Genomic DNA, 14,603 nt, shown 5'->3' with positions numbered 1-14,603 from the left:
TTTCAATACTTTTTTATTGTTTTTCAATATATTTTTATTATTAAACAATTCGATTAGAGCATCAAAATCAAATTTTCCGTTTGTAACTTAAAAATCTCATTTTGTAAACAAAATGCCATAGCACGTTATCTTTTTTTGAAAAATTTTAGTTTTTCCTATCTGTATCCTTTAAAAATATTTTAATAACCCTTCATAGAACATTTTTATTGTAAATATTTCCTTTACATTTTTTATATTTTTAGGTTATAATATAAACATAAGTTTACTTACTAATCAAAAGTTGGTGATAACTATGACATTGAGAGAAAAAGAAATTTTAGATTTAATTAAAAAACATCCTTTCATCTCTCAACAACAATTAGCAGAAAATTTGGGGATTACCCGTTCCTCCGTGGCAGTGCATATTACAAATCTAATGAAAAAAGGATATATCCTTGGAAAAGGCTATATCGTAAAAGAAGAATCTTACGTTGCTGTAATAGGAGGAACTAATGTAGATATTCAAGGCTTTACCCATTCCCCCTTAAACCTTCATGATTCTAATCCAGGAAAAGTAAAAATGTCTCTTGGAGGCGTTGGAAGAAATATAGCAGAAAATCTAGTACATTTAGGTGTAGATACAAAATTAATATCTGCTGTAGGAGATGATTTATACGGAAACAAGATTTTAGAGGAATGTAAACTTTCTGGAATCCATACAGAACATATTTTATCTTTGAAAAATACACCTTCTTCCACCTATCTTTCTGTTTTAGATGAGAATGGAGATATGAAGGTAGCTATTTCAGCTATGGATATTTTCGATAAAATCACTATTGATTTTATTAGAGAAAAGAGCCACATCATAAAAAACGCCCAATTGGTGGTTGTAGATACAAATATTCCAGAAGAAGTTCTTCATTATCTAGTAACTAATTTTAAGGAAGTAGATTTTTTCATTGATCCTGTATCTACTACAAAAGCGAAGAAGATAAAAGGTTTTATAGGATCTTTTCATACAATAAAACCTAATAAACTAGAAGCTGAAATCCTTTCAGGCATAAAAATTCATACAAAAGAAGATTTAAAAAAAGCTTCTAATTATTTCTTAAATGCAGGAGTTAAAAATATATTTATCAGTCTTGGAAAAGACGGAGTATATTGTAGAAATAAAAACACTTCTATTCTTTTATCTACTCCTCAAATAAAAGCTATCAATGCCACAGGAGCTGGAGATGCATTTATGGCAGGATTGGTCTTTAGTCATTTGAATGACTTTTCTTTAGAAAGATCGGCTAAATTTTCAAGTCTTGCTTCAATCATTGCCCTCTCCCATGAGAGAACCATCAATCCAACCCTGTCCATAGAAAATATTCAAAAACTTTCAAAGGAGATGAATTTATGTTTAAACAATATTTAGATATCCATCCAGAGGTAAAGTCTGCATTAGAGGAAGGTAAACCTGTAGTTGCACTAGAGTCAACTATTATATCCCATGGTATGCCCTATCCTGAAAATATAAAAACTGCTAGAGCTGTTGAAGAAATCGTAAGAGAAAATGGTGCTATTCCTGCAACAATAGGGATTTTAAATGGAAGACTTAAAGTGGGTCTTAATGATGAAGAATTAGAATACATGGGAAAAGGAGACGATATCCTAAAAACAAGCAGAAGAGATCTTCCTTTTATCATTGCGAAAGGATTAAATGGTGCTACAACAGTAGCTTCTACTATGATTATTGCGTCTCTTGCTGGGATAAAAATATTTGTTACTGGTGGAATTGGTGGCGTTCATAGAGAAGCCCAAGAAACCTTTGATATTTCAGCAGACCTAATGGAACTTGCAACCACTAATGTAGCCGTTATATGTGCAGGCGCAAAATCTATTCTTGATATAGGACTAACTTTAGAATACCTAGAAACTCATGGAGTTCCTGTTGTTGGTTTTGGTACGGAAGAATTCCCTGCATTCTTTACTAGAAAAAGTGGATTCGGTGTAGATTATAAAGTTGACTCTGAATTAGAACTAGCAAAAGCATTAAAAGCAAAATGGGATTTAAACTTAAAAGGTGGGGTTGTTATAGGAAATCCAATTCCTAAAGAATATGAAATGGATTATAAAACGATCACTACTGCCATAGAAGATGCTCTTAAGGAAGCAAAAGAAAAAGATATTAAGGGAAAAGAAACAACACCTTTTCTTCTTTCAAAAATAAAAGCTATTACTGGTGGAAAGAGCTTAGCATCAAATATTCAGCTTGTATATAACAATGCCAAGGTAGGTTCAAAATTAGCCGTAGAGCTTTCTAAATTAAGTAAAAAATAAATCTAAATATTTTATGTACAAAGGCTCCTAGTAAGGAGTCTTTTATTTTTTTATAAGAAATCTAATTTTTTTCCTATCCTCAATTTTGATTTAAAAGGAAAGGTGCTAAGATCCCTGCTAAAAATGGAATCACTAAAATAGATGCTACAATCGTATTTAATATCATTTTTCATCATCTCCTTTGATGTTTTATGTTGATTTTATTATACAAAAATCTATTTAAATAAAACATCGATTAAGCTTACAATCTATTGATTGAAGCTTACATTTCTGTAATGAACAATATATATGTAAAAAATATACTTTTAAAAATAAAAAGACAGCTATTTGCCGTCTATATTTGCCTCACTAATAGGATCATCTTCACTTTTCCTAGATTTTAAATTTTGTTCAATATTATCTTTAAAGGTTGTCTCTCCCTCTTGCCCAAAACAAATTAAATGCTTATCATATTCGTCTATAATATTTTCTCTTTCAATTTTAAATTTTTTATTAATGAATTGATTCTCTGTTTTCATCATAGATTTCTTTTGAATTTCCTTAATATACTTCTTACATGTATTTGTTTCTTTTTTTATAGTCCTAATGCATCCTCTATCTTTCTTATCCAAATCATCAAATTTTAATTTTCCAAAAACTGCAACAAATCGCTCTTTTCCATATTGATTCTTTTTTATTTCCCCTACAATCTGAATAACCTTTCCATTTCCATCTACTTCATATATATACTTTCCCTTTCGAATATACTTTCTAACTTCACTATTATTTTCTGACGCTTCTCCGTCATCCTTCAAGCCCCTTCTTTTCATAGCGTATTGATTCACTGCTTGACCCAAACTTATCCTAGAAACCAAATTTATCCTAGAAACCAAATTTATCAACTCCTCCTTATAATCTCTATATCCTATTATCGTCTTAGAAAGGAATTTTTTTTATCTTTTAATAAATTTATCTATCATCATACTATTTATTCAAGGGCATATCATAAATCTTTATTTTCTTTTTTTATCATTTTAAATTTTTTCCCATTCCATTTTAAGTGAATATCATACTTTATCTTCTTATTTTCAAAGTCTTTATTCATCCAAGTATCTGGTTCTACCCATATTGTACCATCTTCATTGAGTCCATATAAAATACGACAACCATCATAGGTTGAAATCATTTGATCTTTCTTCTCTAAAAAATCATTCACTGTTATCTTTGGTAAAATACCTAGTCCAACATCTTCACCAAGCATACTAGATCCAATTATTTTTAATTCGTTCTTTTCTAATTCAAACCTATACAAGCTTAACCAATTTTGTTGTGCAAAAGATATTTCTTCTACTACCATAGGAACATGATTTTTTTCATGAACTAATTGTACTGTATATAAATGAGTGGAACAAATCTCCCCCTCAATTTGGACTTCTCCACGAATTTCTATTTTTTCATCTGATAATTCTATGATTTCTAAGGTTACTGCTGAGTAAAATTCATCTTTAGGTTGTAATATCCTTTTAGCCAAAAGTTCTTCTTTTTCAGCTTGAGTCAATAAACCATCACACACAGGATCATACGGTATTTCTAATACCATAAAATAGTCCGTAATATTTTTTTCTTTTTCTTCATTCATTGATTGTATTTGATTTTTATGACTTCCCCCTACCCATATTATCATTACTATAAATATCCCTACCCATATTTTCTTCATTGTTACAACTCCTCTTCATTTAATTTTAAAATGATTATACTAAAATATACAGGAACACTGGTTACAAATAAGTAACAATTTTCATATTTCACCTTTTTTATCATAATTTTTGTACATATTACATGGACCTAACGTATACACACATATATTATACTTACCTTCTAAACAGAAATAAAAAAAGCAAAGAAGATTTTTTCTCCTTTACTTTTCACATTCAACTTTTTTCTGTTCATTTCTATTAGCCATGGTCACCATTACAACAGATACTAAAATCAAAGCACTTCCCATAGCAATCTTTATTGTAAAGCATTCATGCAGTACTATTATTCCTAAAATAGTCCCGACAATTGGTTCAAAGGTACTCAATATAGCCGCGTTAGAAGGACCTATGATTCGAATTCCTTCTAGGAGTAACATAGGGGCTATAACACTAGAAATAAAAGCAATACTAATTGCAATACTCATTCCAATTTTATTCATATGGAGTACAATACTATTATTCACAAAACCTAATACAATAAGGAAAATTGCAGCTACTAAGCTCAAGTAAAAAGTCATCACATAATTATTTAAGTCTTCGAATAATTTATTGGCAAGCCCCACCATATAAACAGCATAAGATATCCCTGAAATAAGAGCAAGGATTACCCCTTTCATATTAAGATGTAAGTATCCATCTCCTACTAAAAAATATATGCCAAATCCGGATAATACCAATGCCAATATTTTATTCATCTTTAACTTTTCTTTATATAATATAAATGCCAAGATAGTTACAAATATTGGATAAACAAAATGTAATATAGTAGCAAGTCCTACAGATATATAATGATAAGCTAGAAAAAGCAAAAACGCGGTTAATCCATATCCTACAATCCCTAGAAAGATAAGATAATTTCCTTGTTTTTTATTAATCTTAAAATCAATATGCTTCACATTCATATATGTAAAAATCATAATGGCTCCCAGAAAAAATCTTAAAAACAATAAAGTAGTTGTATTCATACCATTGTTATAGGCTATTTTTGCTAAAACAGGTTGTAAACCAAATAAAGCAGCTGAGATCATTGAATAGATTACACCATATATCTTTTTCATTTTTATTCATCCTCTGACTTTCTCTGAGATTTTTCGTATTCATTGCATAAATAGAGGACGGCTTTCATCCGTCCCTATTTCAATTTAACAATACTTTTCAACTTCTCATTTTTCCCATGTTTTTCATTATCTAACAGATATTATACTACTTATTCCTCTGAATATGAATAGTTTCTTCAATAAATATTATCCTTTTTTATAAAATATTCCCATTACCCTATGGTCTATGGTCAAATAAATAGATCATTTTCTATTTCTATAGAAAATGATCTACAAATTTAATATATTTATAGTTTTGTACACACTAAAATAACAACTATACTATTTGTATATAAACAATACTCAAAACTTATTTTTTTCTTATTTCACCTTAACAATACTTCCATCTTCTAATTTTTCATTTCCAACAACAATAACTTTTTCACCTTTATTTATTGCCTCTATTATTTCATAATAATCATCTTTTTCAAAACCAATCTTTACTTCTTTTTTAACTGCTTTTTCATCTTTCTGTATAAAAATATAACTTTTCTCATTCTCTTTGATCACTGCTTTTTTAGGCACTGCTAATGTACTTGTATGTGTGTCTATTATAATTTCTACAGCTGCAAACATACCTGATTTTAGCTTATTTTCAGGATTATCTAATAAAATTTTCACTGGATACGTTTTTGTTTGCCCATCTGGTTCTGGTCCAATATTTGCAACTTTACCTTTAAAAATATTTTGGGAAACATCTAGTTTAATTCTAGCCTCTTGACCTTTTTTCACATAGAAAATATCTTTTGGGGCTACACCTATAGTAGCATACATCTGATTTACATTTACAATCTTAAAAAGCTGATCTCCAGGACCTATATTTTGCCCTTTTAAAATATTTTTTTCACTAATAATCCCTGATATAGGGGCTTTTATATGAGTATCCTCCAGATTCTTCTTTGCTAAAGCTACATTTTTTTTTGTAATCTCTAAATGCTCCTTTGCCATACCATATTCTTTTTCTATATTTTCAAAATCTGATTGAGATATGACCTTATTTTCATAAAGGGCCTTATTTCTTTCATAATTTTTTTCAAGATTTTCAAACTGTAATTTTTCACTATTAAGTCCCTTTTTTTCTTTTTCATACTGCAAGCCATACACTGTATCATCTATTTTACAAAGCAATCCTTCTTTTTTTACATTACTTCCCAAATCTGCATAAATATTTTCTACAACCCCATTTACTTTTCCTGTAACGATGGCTTCGTCCTTTGGCTTTAAGGTTCCTGGTAAAGACAATACACTTGAAAAATCCATTACCCCTACCTGTTCTGTTTTTACATAAATAATTTCTTCTGTATTCTTCTCTACCTTTTCTGTATTTACTTCTTCTATATTCTTTCCACATCCAATAAAGAGAATACTACTAAAAGATATTATAAAGAATATCATCCATAATTTTTTCAATCATTTCACTCCCTTTCTATTCCTTACACAGGATTGTTTTCTTCAATTTTCGTTTACTTTTATACTCTTCAAGGAGCGAATATAATACTGGGACAACGATCAATGTAAGTATGGTAGCCATACCAAGCCCAAAGATTAGTGCATATCCCATTTGCCCATAGAAGGACTGCTTTAGAGTCATTGGCAAAATTCCTCCAATAGTAGTAATGGTTGTTGCCATTACTGGAACAAATCTAGTCATACCTGTTTCCTTTACAGCTTCTTTTAATTCATAACCATTTTTTCTTAGATAATTGATATAATCCACTAATACAATAGCATCATTTACAGCAATCCCTACAAGGGCAACTACCCCTAAAAATGCTAAAAATCCAAAATGATTTCCTGTAATCACAAGTCCTGGCATAACCCCAATAAGTGCCATTGGCACTGCAAATAATATAATAAAGGGCTGAGACAGTGAATTAAACTGTACTGCCAATATAATAAATACCAATATGGCAGCAATAATCATATTTTTAAACATGTCTGTAAAAGATTCCTTTGTACTCTCTTCTTCTCCACCATATTCAATCCTTACACCCTCTGGTAAGGAATATTTTTTGATAGCTTCTTTGAATTCCTTGGTTACCTCCATAGGAATCATTCCTGCCTTTAAATTAGATGAAACATTGACACGTCTTTTTAAATCTTCATGACCTATGGAAGATATACTTTTTGTTTCAACTAATTTGGCTACCTGTGAAAATGGAATAGGCTGATTAAATTTTGAATAGAAATATATTTTTTCTAAATCTTCTATAGCATTTAATTGATCCTTACTTGTTCGAATCATCACATCTATTTCATCTTGATTACTTCTAAAAATAGTCCCTTTCACACCATGTACAGCGTTTCTAACACTCATAGCAATCATTTGATCATTGAGTCCAAAATATACAGCTCTTTCCTTATTGACTTTAACCTGTATTTCAGGTGCTCCTTCCTCTATGCTATTTTTCACATCAATTGTTCCATTAATTTTTTTAAGAATTTCTTCAAAATCACCTGCAATTCTTTTTAGCTCTTCTAGGTTTTCTCCTACAATCCGAATAGATATAGGGCTACCCGTTGGAGGTCCATCCTTTAATTCTTCTACAGTGATTTTTGCCCCTGGAATATCTTTTATCCTATTCCTCATAATTTTTGCTAAAGTCATACTGGATCGTTCTCTTTCTTCCTTATCCGATAAATCAATAATAATTCTAGCCATATTAGGTGTACCACCAGATCCAACACCCATATTATCAAAACTATCTGCCCCTGTAATCCCTACATTTGAAACAAAGGTTTCAATCTCAGGAAACTGGAATAATCTTTGTTCTACCTCTTGGGCGATTGCTGAGGTCGTATCTAAATTTGTTCCCTTTGGTGTTTCAATATTTATATATAAACGTTCATAATCTTCTTGAGAAAACATTTCTACCTTCAAGATCCCTAGTGGAATCAATAAAATACTTAAAACCAAACTAATAATAGTAATCCCTATAACCATTAGTCTTTTCCATTTGCTTCCTAGAATATGGTATAAAAACGCTCCATAAGTCTTTATAATCAAACTCTCTTTGCTTTCTTTTTTCTTCCCAAAGTGTTTGATTCCCATACCTATAGAAAAAATCATGGCTAATAGGATAGAAAGGATCCCAAATCCATTTGTTCCTTCCTCTTTAAAAGCATACATAGATAAAGCAAATACTAGCACGATAGAAGAAATTTTTAATATTTTTTCCATTGCTGGATGCTTTTTTATTTTTTCTTCACTTCTATGTTTTTTTAGTACAATTCCACACAATGCTGGTGTAATGGTAATGGCTACTATAAAGGAGGCACTAAGAGCAAACATAACCGTCTTTGGAATGGTTTTTATAAATGAACCCATAATCCCAGGGGTTAGGAGTATTGGAAAAAATGCTGCAAGGGTTGTAAGGGTTGATGCTGCAATAGCTGGTGCAATCTGATTGGTCCCCACTTCTGCAGCAAGTTTTGCCGGTAAACCTTTAAATCGAAGGCGATCTATATTCTCCATAATAACAATACCGTTATCTACAAGCATTCCTACTGCAAGAACTAATGAAAATAAAGACATAGTATTAAAGGTCATTCCTGCAATTCCCATAAATCCAAAAGTAATCAGTATAGATAAAGGAATCACAAGGGATACTACTAAGGATTCTCCTAAACCTATAAATAAGAACAATACAATGATTACAAGGAGCAATCCTCCCTTTGCATTATTCACAACAGTTCCTAGGGAATCTTCTACAAATTCAGCCGTATCTCCACTTATTTCTACTTGTAAATCCTCAGGATACAAACTTCCCTTTCCATTTTGAATAAGATCATGTATTTTTTCACTTGTCTTAATAATATCTGCTGTTTCCTTTTTCTTTATAGATAAAGCAACTGCTTTTTTAACAGAAGGATGATCACTTTTTAGTCCATAGGACATTCTTGAATAAGATTCTGCATCTTTGTATCCATCTTCTACTTGTGCTAGATCTTTAAGAAGTAGTGGGCTACTTCCTATATAAGTAATGGCTATATTTTCAATCTCTTTTACATCTTTAAACTCTCCTACCGTACGTATATTGTAATTTTTATCCTCTAATTCAACATTTCCTCCTGGAAAATTTACATTCGATGCATCTATAGCCCTTTTAATTTCATCTAAGGAAATATTATAAGCAGAAAGCTTTTGTGGGTCTACAATAATTTTGATTTCCCTTTCAAGGCCTCCTATCAGAAGTACATCTGAAATCTCCTTCATTTTTTCTATTTCATCCTGTATTTTTTCTGTTAGGTTCTTTAGGGTAACAAAATCATAATCTCCACTTACATTAATAATCATAATAGGTGAGTTATTCGTCTCTAAACTTATAACATCTGGATCTTCTGCATCCTTTGGTAATTCTGATTGTATGGATGAAATCTTATCTTTCATTTTCTGCTGCGCATCATCCATATCTGTTCCATGCTCAAACTCAACAAATACAGAAGAATATCCATATCCTGAGGTAGAGGTGATTTTTTTTACATTTTCCAATTCATCCATCTTTTTTTCTATTTTATCCGTAATCAATTTTTCTATCTCTTCAGGTGCTGCCCCTACATAAGTAGTTAGAACTTGACCATAAGGAAGAACAATTTCAGGAGAAAGCTCTCTCGGTAATGAAATAAATTCTCCTATTCCCCATACGAATATAGCAGCAATAATCAAATATACAATCCTATATCGATGAATAAAAAAAGATGCCCATTTCCCTAAAATATTTTTTCCTTCTTCTAACTCAGGTATTTGATCTTTATTTTTTTCAAAATCTATCATAAAAGTCCCCCTTTTTTCATACTAATCTTATACTCTTTATTTTGTCTTAAAGTATAAATTATTCTCTAAAAATTCACGAAAGCCTTTTTATTTATGTCGTTTTTTTGTGGAAAAATATTGGTTTTGTCGATTTTGAAAAATCTTCAATTTTTTAAAAATGTAATAATTTTCTTATGCATATATTCTCTTTCAGGTCCTAAAGTACAAACATGCTTTGACCTCTCTAGCCAAAGAATTTCTTTTTCTTTTGAAGCAATTTTATCATGAATGATTTTAGCACTTATTGGCTTTACTGTTTGGTCCATATGGGATTGAATAATCAATGTGGGGCAGGTGATTTTTAATAAATTTTTCTCTGCTTTTTTCATTAATTTTAAAAGACTTGGAACAGTCCCTACTGGAAGAGCATCATAGGCAATTTTATAGGTTGATTCTTCTTCTTGTTGTACAGGGGATGATTTCCACCTTTTATAAGGCATAAAATATTTTGCAATGAAAGAGAATTTTGCCAATCGATCATATATACGAACAGGGGCTGCAATAGAGATTACTTTTTCTACTGGATACTTCTCTGCTAATAGCAAGGATAATACACCACCCATAGATAATCCCATAACATATACTTTGCTGCATTTTTTTCGAAGCTCTTCATATCCTTCCATTGCATCCTTCATCCAATCCTTCCAATTACAATTTTTCATATCTTCTACACAAGTACCATGGCCCTTTAACAAAATCCCCTTTACTGTATACCCTTCTCCTTTTAATGCATTTCCTAACAAACGCATATGACTAGGTGTTCCTGTAAATCCATGAATTAACAAACATCCTTCATCATTTCCTTCATAAAAAAATGGCTCTGCATACTTATGTATATAATTCATACCTCTCCTCCAAGCATTTTTATTTTAAACAACGATTGATTACTTTCCGAATCAAATCATATTCATATCCCCTATAAGCTAAATATCTTCCCAACTTTTCATATATTTTTCTTTGGTCCGTATCTTTTATGGTTTTCATCTTTTTTTGTGCTAAGCTCAATGCATTTTCATATTCTTTTTCTTCATCTATTTCTTCTTCTATAGTATTTTCTATGAGATTCATATCAATACCTTTTCTATATAAATCCTGCTTGATTCTCTTTTTTCCATACTTTTTTCCTATAGATTTATTTCTTACCATATGTTTTGTGAGTTCTGAATCATTAATAAAATTATATTCTTTTAAGAATGCTATCACTCTTTCAATGGTTTCCTCACTGTATTCATTTTTTTTGAGTCTTTCTCTCATTTCTTTTTCTGTTCGAGAAGAAAAATGTAATAATTTTAAAGCTTTACTTTTCGCTTTTAAATACATTTCTTCTGTGATAATATGTTCAAGCCTTTCTTTTTCAACCTCTTGCCCTATCTTTAACATTAATGTATAAACAATTTCCTTATTTATTCCCATAAAAAATTCATCGTCTACATATAAACTTACCCTATTCTCATTTTTTTGCTGCTCTATCTTTGTAATCTTAGGCATTCCTTTCACCCTCTCTACTTTTATTCATCATCCCATAAGGCTATTTTATTGTCAATAAACAAATAAAAGTCGAGAAAATATCTCGACTTTTATTTATTCATCTCTTTTCCTTTGCACCAAGGTTTTCTGCAACCTTTCATACAGAATCTTCCTTGATCAACACATACAACCTCACTAGAATCACATTTAGGACAAACATGTATTTCCTTCTCATAAGCTTCTTTAAATTCATGTCCACAGTTTTTACATTCATATTTACAAATATTCAAAGTATAATTTCCACCTTCAATACTGATAGCTCTTCCTTCTGTAAGAGCCTGGGCAACCTTTCTCCTGGCTTCATCAATAATCAATTGAAAGGTTTGTCTTGAAACATGCATTTTTTCCGCACATTCTTCTTGTGAAAGTTTTTCAATATCCTTTAGCCGCATAGCTTCCACTTCTTCAAGCTTTAACTGAATCTCCTGAATATGACAACGCATCTTTCCAACAGGTATAAAATATCTATTTTCAGGCATAAAAGCAATCTTTCTCGGTTTCGTTGGCCTCGGCAAAACTTCACCTCCTACAATTTTGACAAATTCCCTTCATAACAATCTTCATATCTTCTACATCTACATGATATTCTTTTTCTGTAAAATTCCGTAGTCGAATCAAATCTAAAATCATTTCTGTTTTATCATAATCATAGATTTTATTACATTTTTTACACGTAAAATGAATGTGCATCCTTTTTTCACTAAACAATTTCAATTCATAATATCGATCTTTACCAATAGTGATTTCTTCTATTATATCATTTATTTTTAATATTTCTATGGTTCTATATACAGTAGCCAGACCGATTCCTTGATTCTTTACTAAATCATATACTTCCTCAGGCTTAAAATGTTCATCATGTTCTAAGAAAACCTTCACAATTGCTTTTCTCTGTTTTGTAAGCTTAATATTTTTCCCTTTTAAAATTTCTTCAATCATTTGCATTTTACTTTTCATCTATATCACCCAGTATTATATTTTTAAAAAACAATACTTCTATACTAAAAAATTCAGTTCATGCACTATACGCCCAAATCATACACAATTTTTAATTTTTACAATTTGTTACATACTAAAAAAGGCAGAATAAATTCTGCCTAATTTTATAATGTCTTAATGTGAACATCCATTTCCAACTGTTTCTAATTTACCACCTACATAATCATTGATTACATTATCTAAATTACCTTGTGCTCCTACAACTACATCAACACCATTTTCTTTAAATAGTTCTTGAGCAGTAGCGCCCATTCCTCCTGCAATGATTACTTTAATTCCATTTTCTGCAATAAATTTTGGTAAAAATCCTGGACGATGACCTGGATTTGGAAGAAAACTTCTTCCTTCAATAGCTCCATTATTTACTTCAAAAACTTCAAATCCCTCACAATGACCAAAATGTTGTGATACAATATTTCCATCCTTAGCTATAGCAATTTTCATTTGATATCTTCCTCCTTATATTTGTTTTTAAATGCATTCCATATATTAATAATTTCTTTTCCTGCCTTACTTTCTTCATAACTTACAATAGGTCTAAAATCATTTACAGCCGTTTTGACACAAGGGTCAAAAGGAATTTTTCCTAAAACTTCTATCCCTTCCCTTTGACAAAGTTTTTCTATTTCAAAAACTATTGTTTCATTAATATCATATTTGTTAATACAAACAAAAGCTTTAATTCCAAACTGTTTCGTCAAAGAATGAACTCTTTCAAAATCATTGATTCCTGATTGAGTCGGCTCTACAACAATTAGTGCTGCATCACACCCAGTAATAGATGCCATCACAGCACATCCTATTCCTGGAGTTCCATCCATCATAACCCATTCATCTTCTTTTTTATGTTGCATAGCAGTCTTTCTTACTTGTGTCACAAGTTTTCCAGACCCCTCTGCCCCAATAACCATTTCAGCCCTTGATAAAAGACCTCTCTTTGTTTGTGTAATAATAGTATCTCCTGTTATTTCATCCTCTAGACGAATTGCTTCACTAGGACATACTACCTTACAAGCACCACAACCTTCACACTTTAAGGGCTCTATCCTAAAGTCTTTAATGGCACCAAATCTACAAACCTTCTCACAGGCTCCACATTTTATACATTTATCAGAATCTATGTGGGCAAGCTTTGCACCTATATATGGCTTTTTTTCTATATCGTCTCCGCCAAGAATAATATGAAGATTCGATGCATCTACATCACAATCTACCTTTATGCTATTTTCACTAAGATAAGCAAAGGATGCAGCTACTGTTGTCTTTCCTGTTCCACCTTTTCCACTGATAATAACTAACTGCATGCCTTCACCCCCAAAATACGCTCTCCAATTCCTTTAAACATCTTATTGTATTCTTCATCTTCTATAAGTAACTTTCCTTCTGAATAAAGAACAGCAGCTTTTTTTGCATAAGGAATTTTTCCAACAAGGGCAATCTTTTCCTCTTCACAATATCTCGTAATCAAGTCATGCTCTTCATCAGCTCGATTAAGAACAATTCCAAATGGAATATTCATTTGTCTTACAAGCTCTACTGCAATTTTTAAATCATGAAGACCAAAGGGGGTAGCTTCTGTTACTAAAATAGCTACATCTACTCCTTCAATGGCTGCTACAACAGAGCAAGAACTTCCAGGAGAACAATCGATAATAGTCGTTTCTTCATCTACTAATGCTTTTAACCTTTTAATAATAGGAGGTGCCATAGGTTCTCCTATATCTAAAAGACCTCTCATACATTTTATAGATTCAGTATTCCCTATATCTATTTTCCCAATCTTTCTTCCCTCTTCTGTTATAGCTCCAACTGGACAAACCATGGTACAGGCACCACATCCATGACATAGTTTATCAAAGAAAATAATACCGGTCTTTGTTCCAGCTAACGCATTGAATTGACATACATCCGCACATTTATTACAGCGAATACACTTTTCTTCATCAATCTTCGGAACAGGTATTTTTACATATTCTGTTTTTTTTACTTCAGGTTTTAAAAATATAAAACCATTTGGTTCTTCTACATCACAATCTACATAGTTCCAATTCATAACCGTAGCAATATTTGTAGATACAGTCGTTTTTCCTGTACCCCCTTTGCCACTTAAGACTGCGATTTTCATCT

The 14,603-nt window shown here is 31.2% G+C and carries 14 protein-coding genes; 2 read left to right on the top strand and 12 right to left on the bottom strand.

Going from position 1 to position 14,603, the window contains the following annotated elements:
- Positions 1 to 292: 292 nt before the first annotated feature.
- The gene (locus tag K7H06_RS01620; RefSeq protein WP_223038245.1) at positions 293 to 1,399 is read left to right on the top strand and encodes a carbohydrate kinase; all 1,107 of its coding nucleotides are present in this window, start codon (positions 293 to 295) and stop codon (positions 1,397 to 1,399) included.
- Positions 1,381 to 2,304 carry a pseudouridine-5'-phosphate glycosidase gene (locus tag K7H06_RS01615; protein WP_223038244.1) on the top strand — a complete coding sequence of 308 codons (924 nt, stop codon included), beginning with the start codon at positions 1,381 to 1,383 and terminating at the stop codon, positions 2,302 to 2,304. Before K7H06_RS01620 ends, K7H06_RS01615 begins: the two co-directional genes overlap by 19 nt.
- 323 nt (positions 2,305 to 2,627) lie before the next feature.
- On the opposite strand, the gene K7H06_RS01610 is transcribed toward K7H06_RS01615, so the two are convergent.
- The 12 genes from K7H06_RS01610 to K7H06_RS01555 form a co-directional block, all read right to left on the bottom strand.
- Positions 2,628 to 3,176 (bottom strand): hypothetical protein, encoded by a 549-nt coding sequence (locus tag K7H06_RS01610; RefSeq protein ID WP_223038243.1) that lies wholly within the window; start codon positions 3,174 to 3,176, stop codon positions 2,628 to 2,630.
- A gap of 110 nt (positions 3,177 to 3,286) precedes the next feature.
- Positions 3,287 to 4,000, bottom strand: a complete 714-nt coding sequence (locus K7H06_RS01605) for a hypothetical protein (RefSeq protein ID WP_223038242.1) — start codon at positions 3,998 to 4,000, stop codon at positions 3,287 to 3,289.
- A 201-nt stretch (positions 4,001 to 4,201) separates the two neighbouring features.
- Positions 4,202 to 5,098 carry a DMT family transporter gene (locus tag K7H06_RS01600; protein WP_223038241.1) on the bottom strand — a complete coding sequence of 299 codons (897 nt, stop codon included), beginning with the start codon at positions 5,096 to 5,098 and terminating at the stop codon, positions 4,202 to 4,204.
- Positions 5,099 to 5,458: 360 nt separating this feature from the next.
- Positions 5,459 to 6,547 carry an efflux RND transporter periplasmic adaptor subunit gene (locus K7H06_RS01595; RefSeq protein WP_223038240.1) on the bottom strand — a complete coding sequence of 363 codons (1,089 nt, stop codon included), beginning with the start codon at positions 6,545 to 6,547 and terminating at the stop codon, positions 5,459 to 5,461.
- Positions 6,548 to 6,563: 16 nt separating this feature from the next.
- A complete protein-coding gene (locus K7H06_RS01590; RefSeq protein WP_223038239.1) occupies positions 6,564 to 9,911 on the bottom strand; it encodes an efflux RND transporter permease subunit in 3,348 nt (1,115 codons plus the stop codon).
- 143 nt (positions 9,912 to 10,054) lie between these two features.
- On the bottom strand, positions 10,055 to 10,795 hold the full coding sequence (locus K7H06_RS01585; RefSeq protein ID WP_223038238.1) for an alpha/beta hydrolase: 741 nt from the start codon (positions 10,793 to 10,795) through the stop codon (positions 10,055 to 10,057).
- Between the two features lie 19 nt (positions 10,796 to 10,814).
- A complete protein-coding gene (recX, locus tag K7H06_RS01580) occupies positions 10,815 to 11,438 on the bottom strand; it encodes a recombination regulator RecX (protein ID WP_223038237.1) in 624 nt (207 codons plus the stop codon).
- 89 nt (positions 11,439 to 11,527) lie between these two features.
- Positions 11,528 to 11,992, bottom strand: coding sequence for a DUF134 domain-containing protein (locus K7H06_RS01575; RefSeq protein WP_223038236.1), 465 nt, complete (start codon positions 11,990 to 11,992; stop codon positions 11,528 to 11,530).
- A 4-nt stretch (positions 11,993 to 11,996) separates the two neighbouring features.
- A complete protein-coding gene (locus K7H06_RS01570; RefSeq protein WP_223038235.1) occupies positions 11,997 to 12,434 on the bottom strand; it encodes a Fur family transcriptional regulator in 438 nt (145 codons plus the stop codon).
- Positions 12,435 to 12,590: 156 nt separating this feature from the next.
- Positions 12,591 to 12,920 (bottom strand): NifB/NifX family molybdenum-iron cluster-binding protein, encoded by a 330-nt coding sequence (locus K7H06_RS01565; RefSeq protein ID WP_223038234.1) that lies wholly within the window; start codon positions 12,918 to 12,920, stop codon positions 12,591 to 12,593.
- Positions 12,917 to 13,780 (bottom strand): ATP-binding protein, encoded by an 864-nt coding sequence (locus K7H06_RS01560; protein ID WP_223038233.1) that lies wholly within the window; start codon positions 13,778 to 13,780, stop codon positions 12,917 to 12,919. The genes K7H06_RS01565 and K7H06_RS01560 overlap by 4 nt, the downstream gene beginning before the upstream one ends.
- Positions 13,771 to 14,601 (bottom strand): ATP-binding protein, encoded by an 831-nt coding sequence (locus K7H06_RS01555; RefSeq protein WP_223038232.1) that lies wholly within the window; start codon positions 14,599 to 14,601, stop codon positions 13,771 to 13,773. The genes K7H06_RS01560 and K7H06_RS01555 overlap by 10 nt, the downstream gene beginning before the upstream one ends.
- Positions 14,602 to 14,603 lie beyond the last annotated feature (2 nt).

Source organism: Crassaminicella profunda (assembly GCF_019884785.1).
GTDB classification, from domain to species: domain Bacteria; phylum Bacillota; class Clostridia; order Peptostreptococcales; family Thermotaleaceae; genus Crassaminicella; species Crassaminicella profunda.
The sequence above is the reverse complement of the archived record's forward strand: the minus strand, read 5'-3'. Positions and strand labels throughout refer to the sequence as shown.

Excerpts from the sequence above, each read along its gene's own strand:
- K7H06_RS01585 (WP_223038238.1), bottom strand. The coding sequence starts at position 10,795 with ATGAATTATATACATAAGTATGCAGAGCCATTTTTTTATGAAGGAAAT.
- K7H06_RS01600 (WP_223038241.1), bottom strand. The coding sequence starts at position 5,098 with ATGAAAAAGATATATGGTGTAATCTATTCAATGATCTCAGCTGCTTTA.
- K7H06_RS01590 (WP_223038239.1), bottom strand. The coding sequence starts at position 9,911 with ATGATAGATTTTGAAAAAAATAAAGATCAAATACCTGAGTTAGAAGAA.
- K7H06_RS01615 (WP_223038244.1), top strand. The coding sequence starts at position 1,381 with ATGTTTAAACAATATTTAGATATCCATCCAGAGGTAAAGTCTGCATTA.
- K7H06_RS01605 (WP_223038242.1), bottom strand. The coding sequence starts at position 4,000 with ATGAAGAAAATATGGGTAGGGATATTTATAGTAATGATAATATGGGTA.
- K7H06_RS01570 (WP_223038235.1), bottom strand. The coding sequence starts at position 12,434 with ATGAAAAGTAAAATGCAAATGATTGAAGAAATTTTAAAAGGGAAAAAT.
- K7H06_RS01560 (WP_223038233.1), bottom strand. The coding sequence starts at position 13,780 with ATGCAGTTAGTTATTATCAGTGGAAAAGGTGGAACAGGAAAGACAACA.
- K7H06_RS01555 (WP_223038232.1), bottom strand. The coding sequence starts at position 14,601 with ATGAAAATCGCAGTCTTAAGTGGCAAAGGGGGTACAGGAAAAACGACT.
- K7H06_RS01565 (WP_223038234.1), bottom strand. The coding sequence starts at position 12,920 with ATGAAAATTGCTATAGCTAAGGATGGAAATATTGTATCACAACATTTT.
- K7H06_RS01620 (WP_223038245.1), top strand. The coding sequence starts at position 293 with ATGACATTGAGAGAAAAAGAAATTTTAGATTTAATTAAAAAACATCCT.
- recX (WP_223038237.1), bottom strand. The coding sequence starts at position 11,438 with ATGCCTAAGATTACAAAGATAGAGCAGCAAAAAAATGAGAATAGGGTA.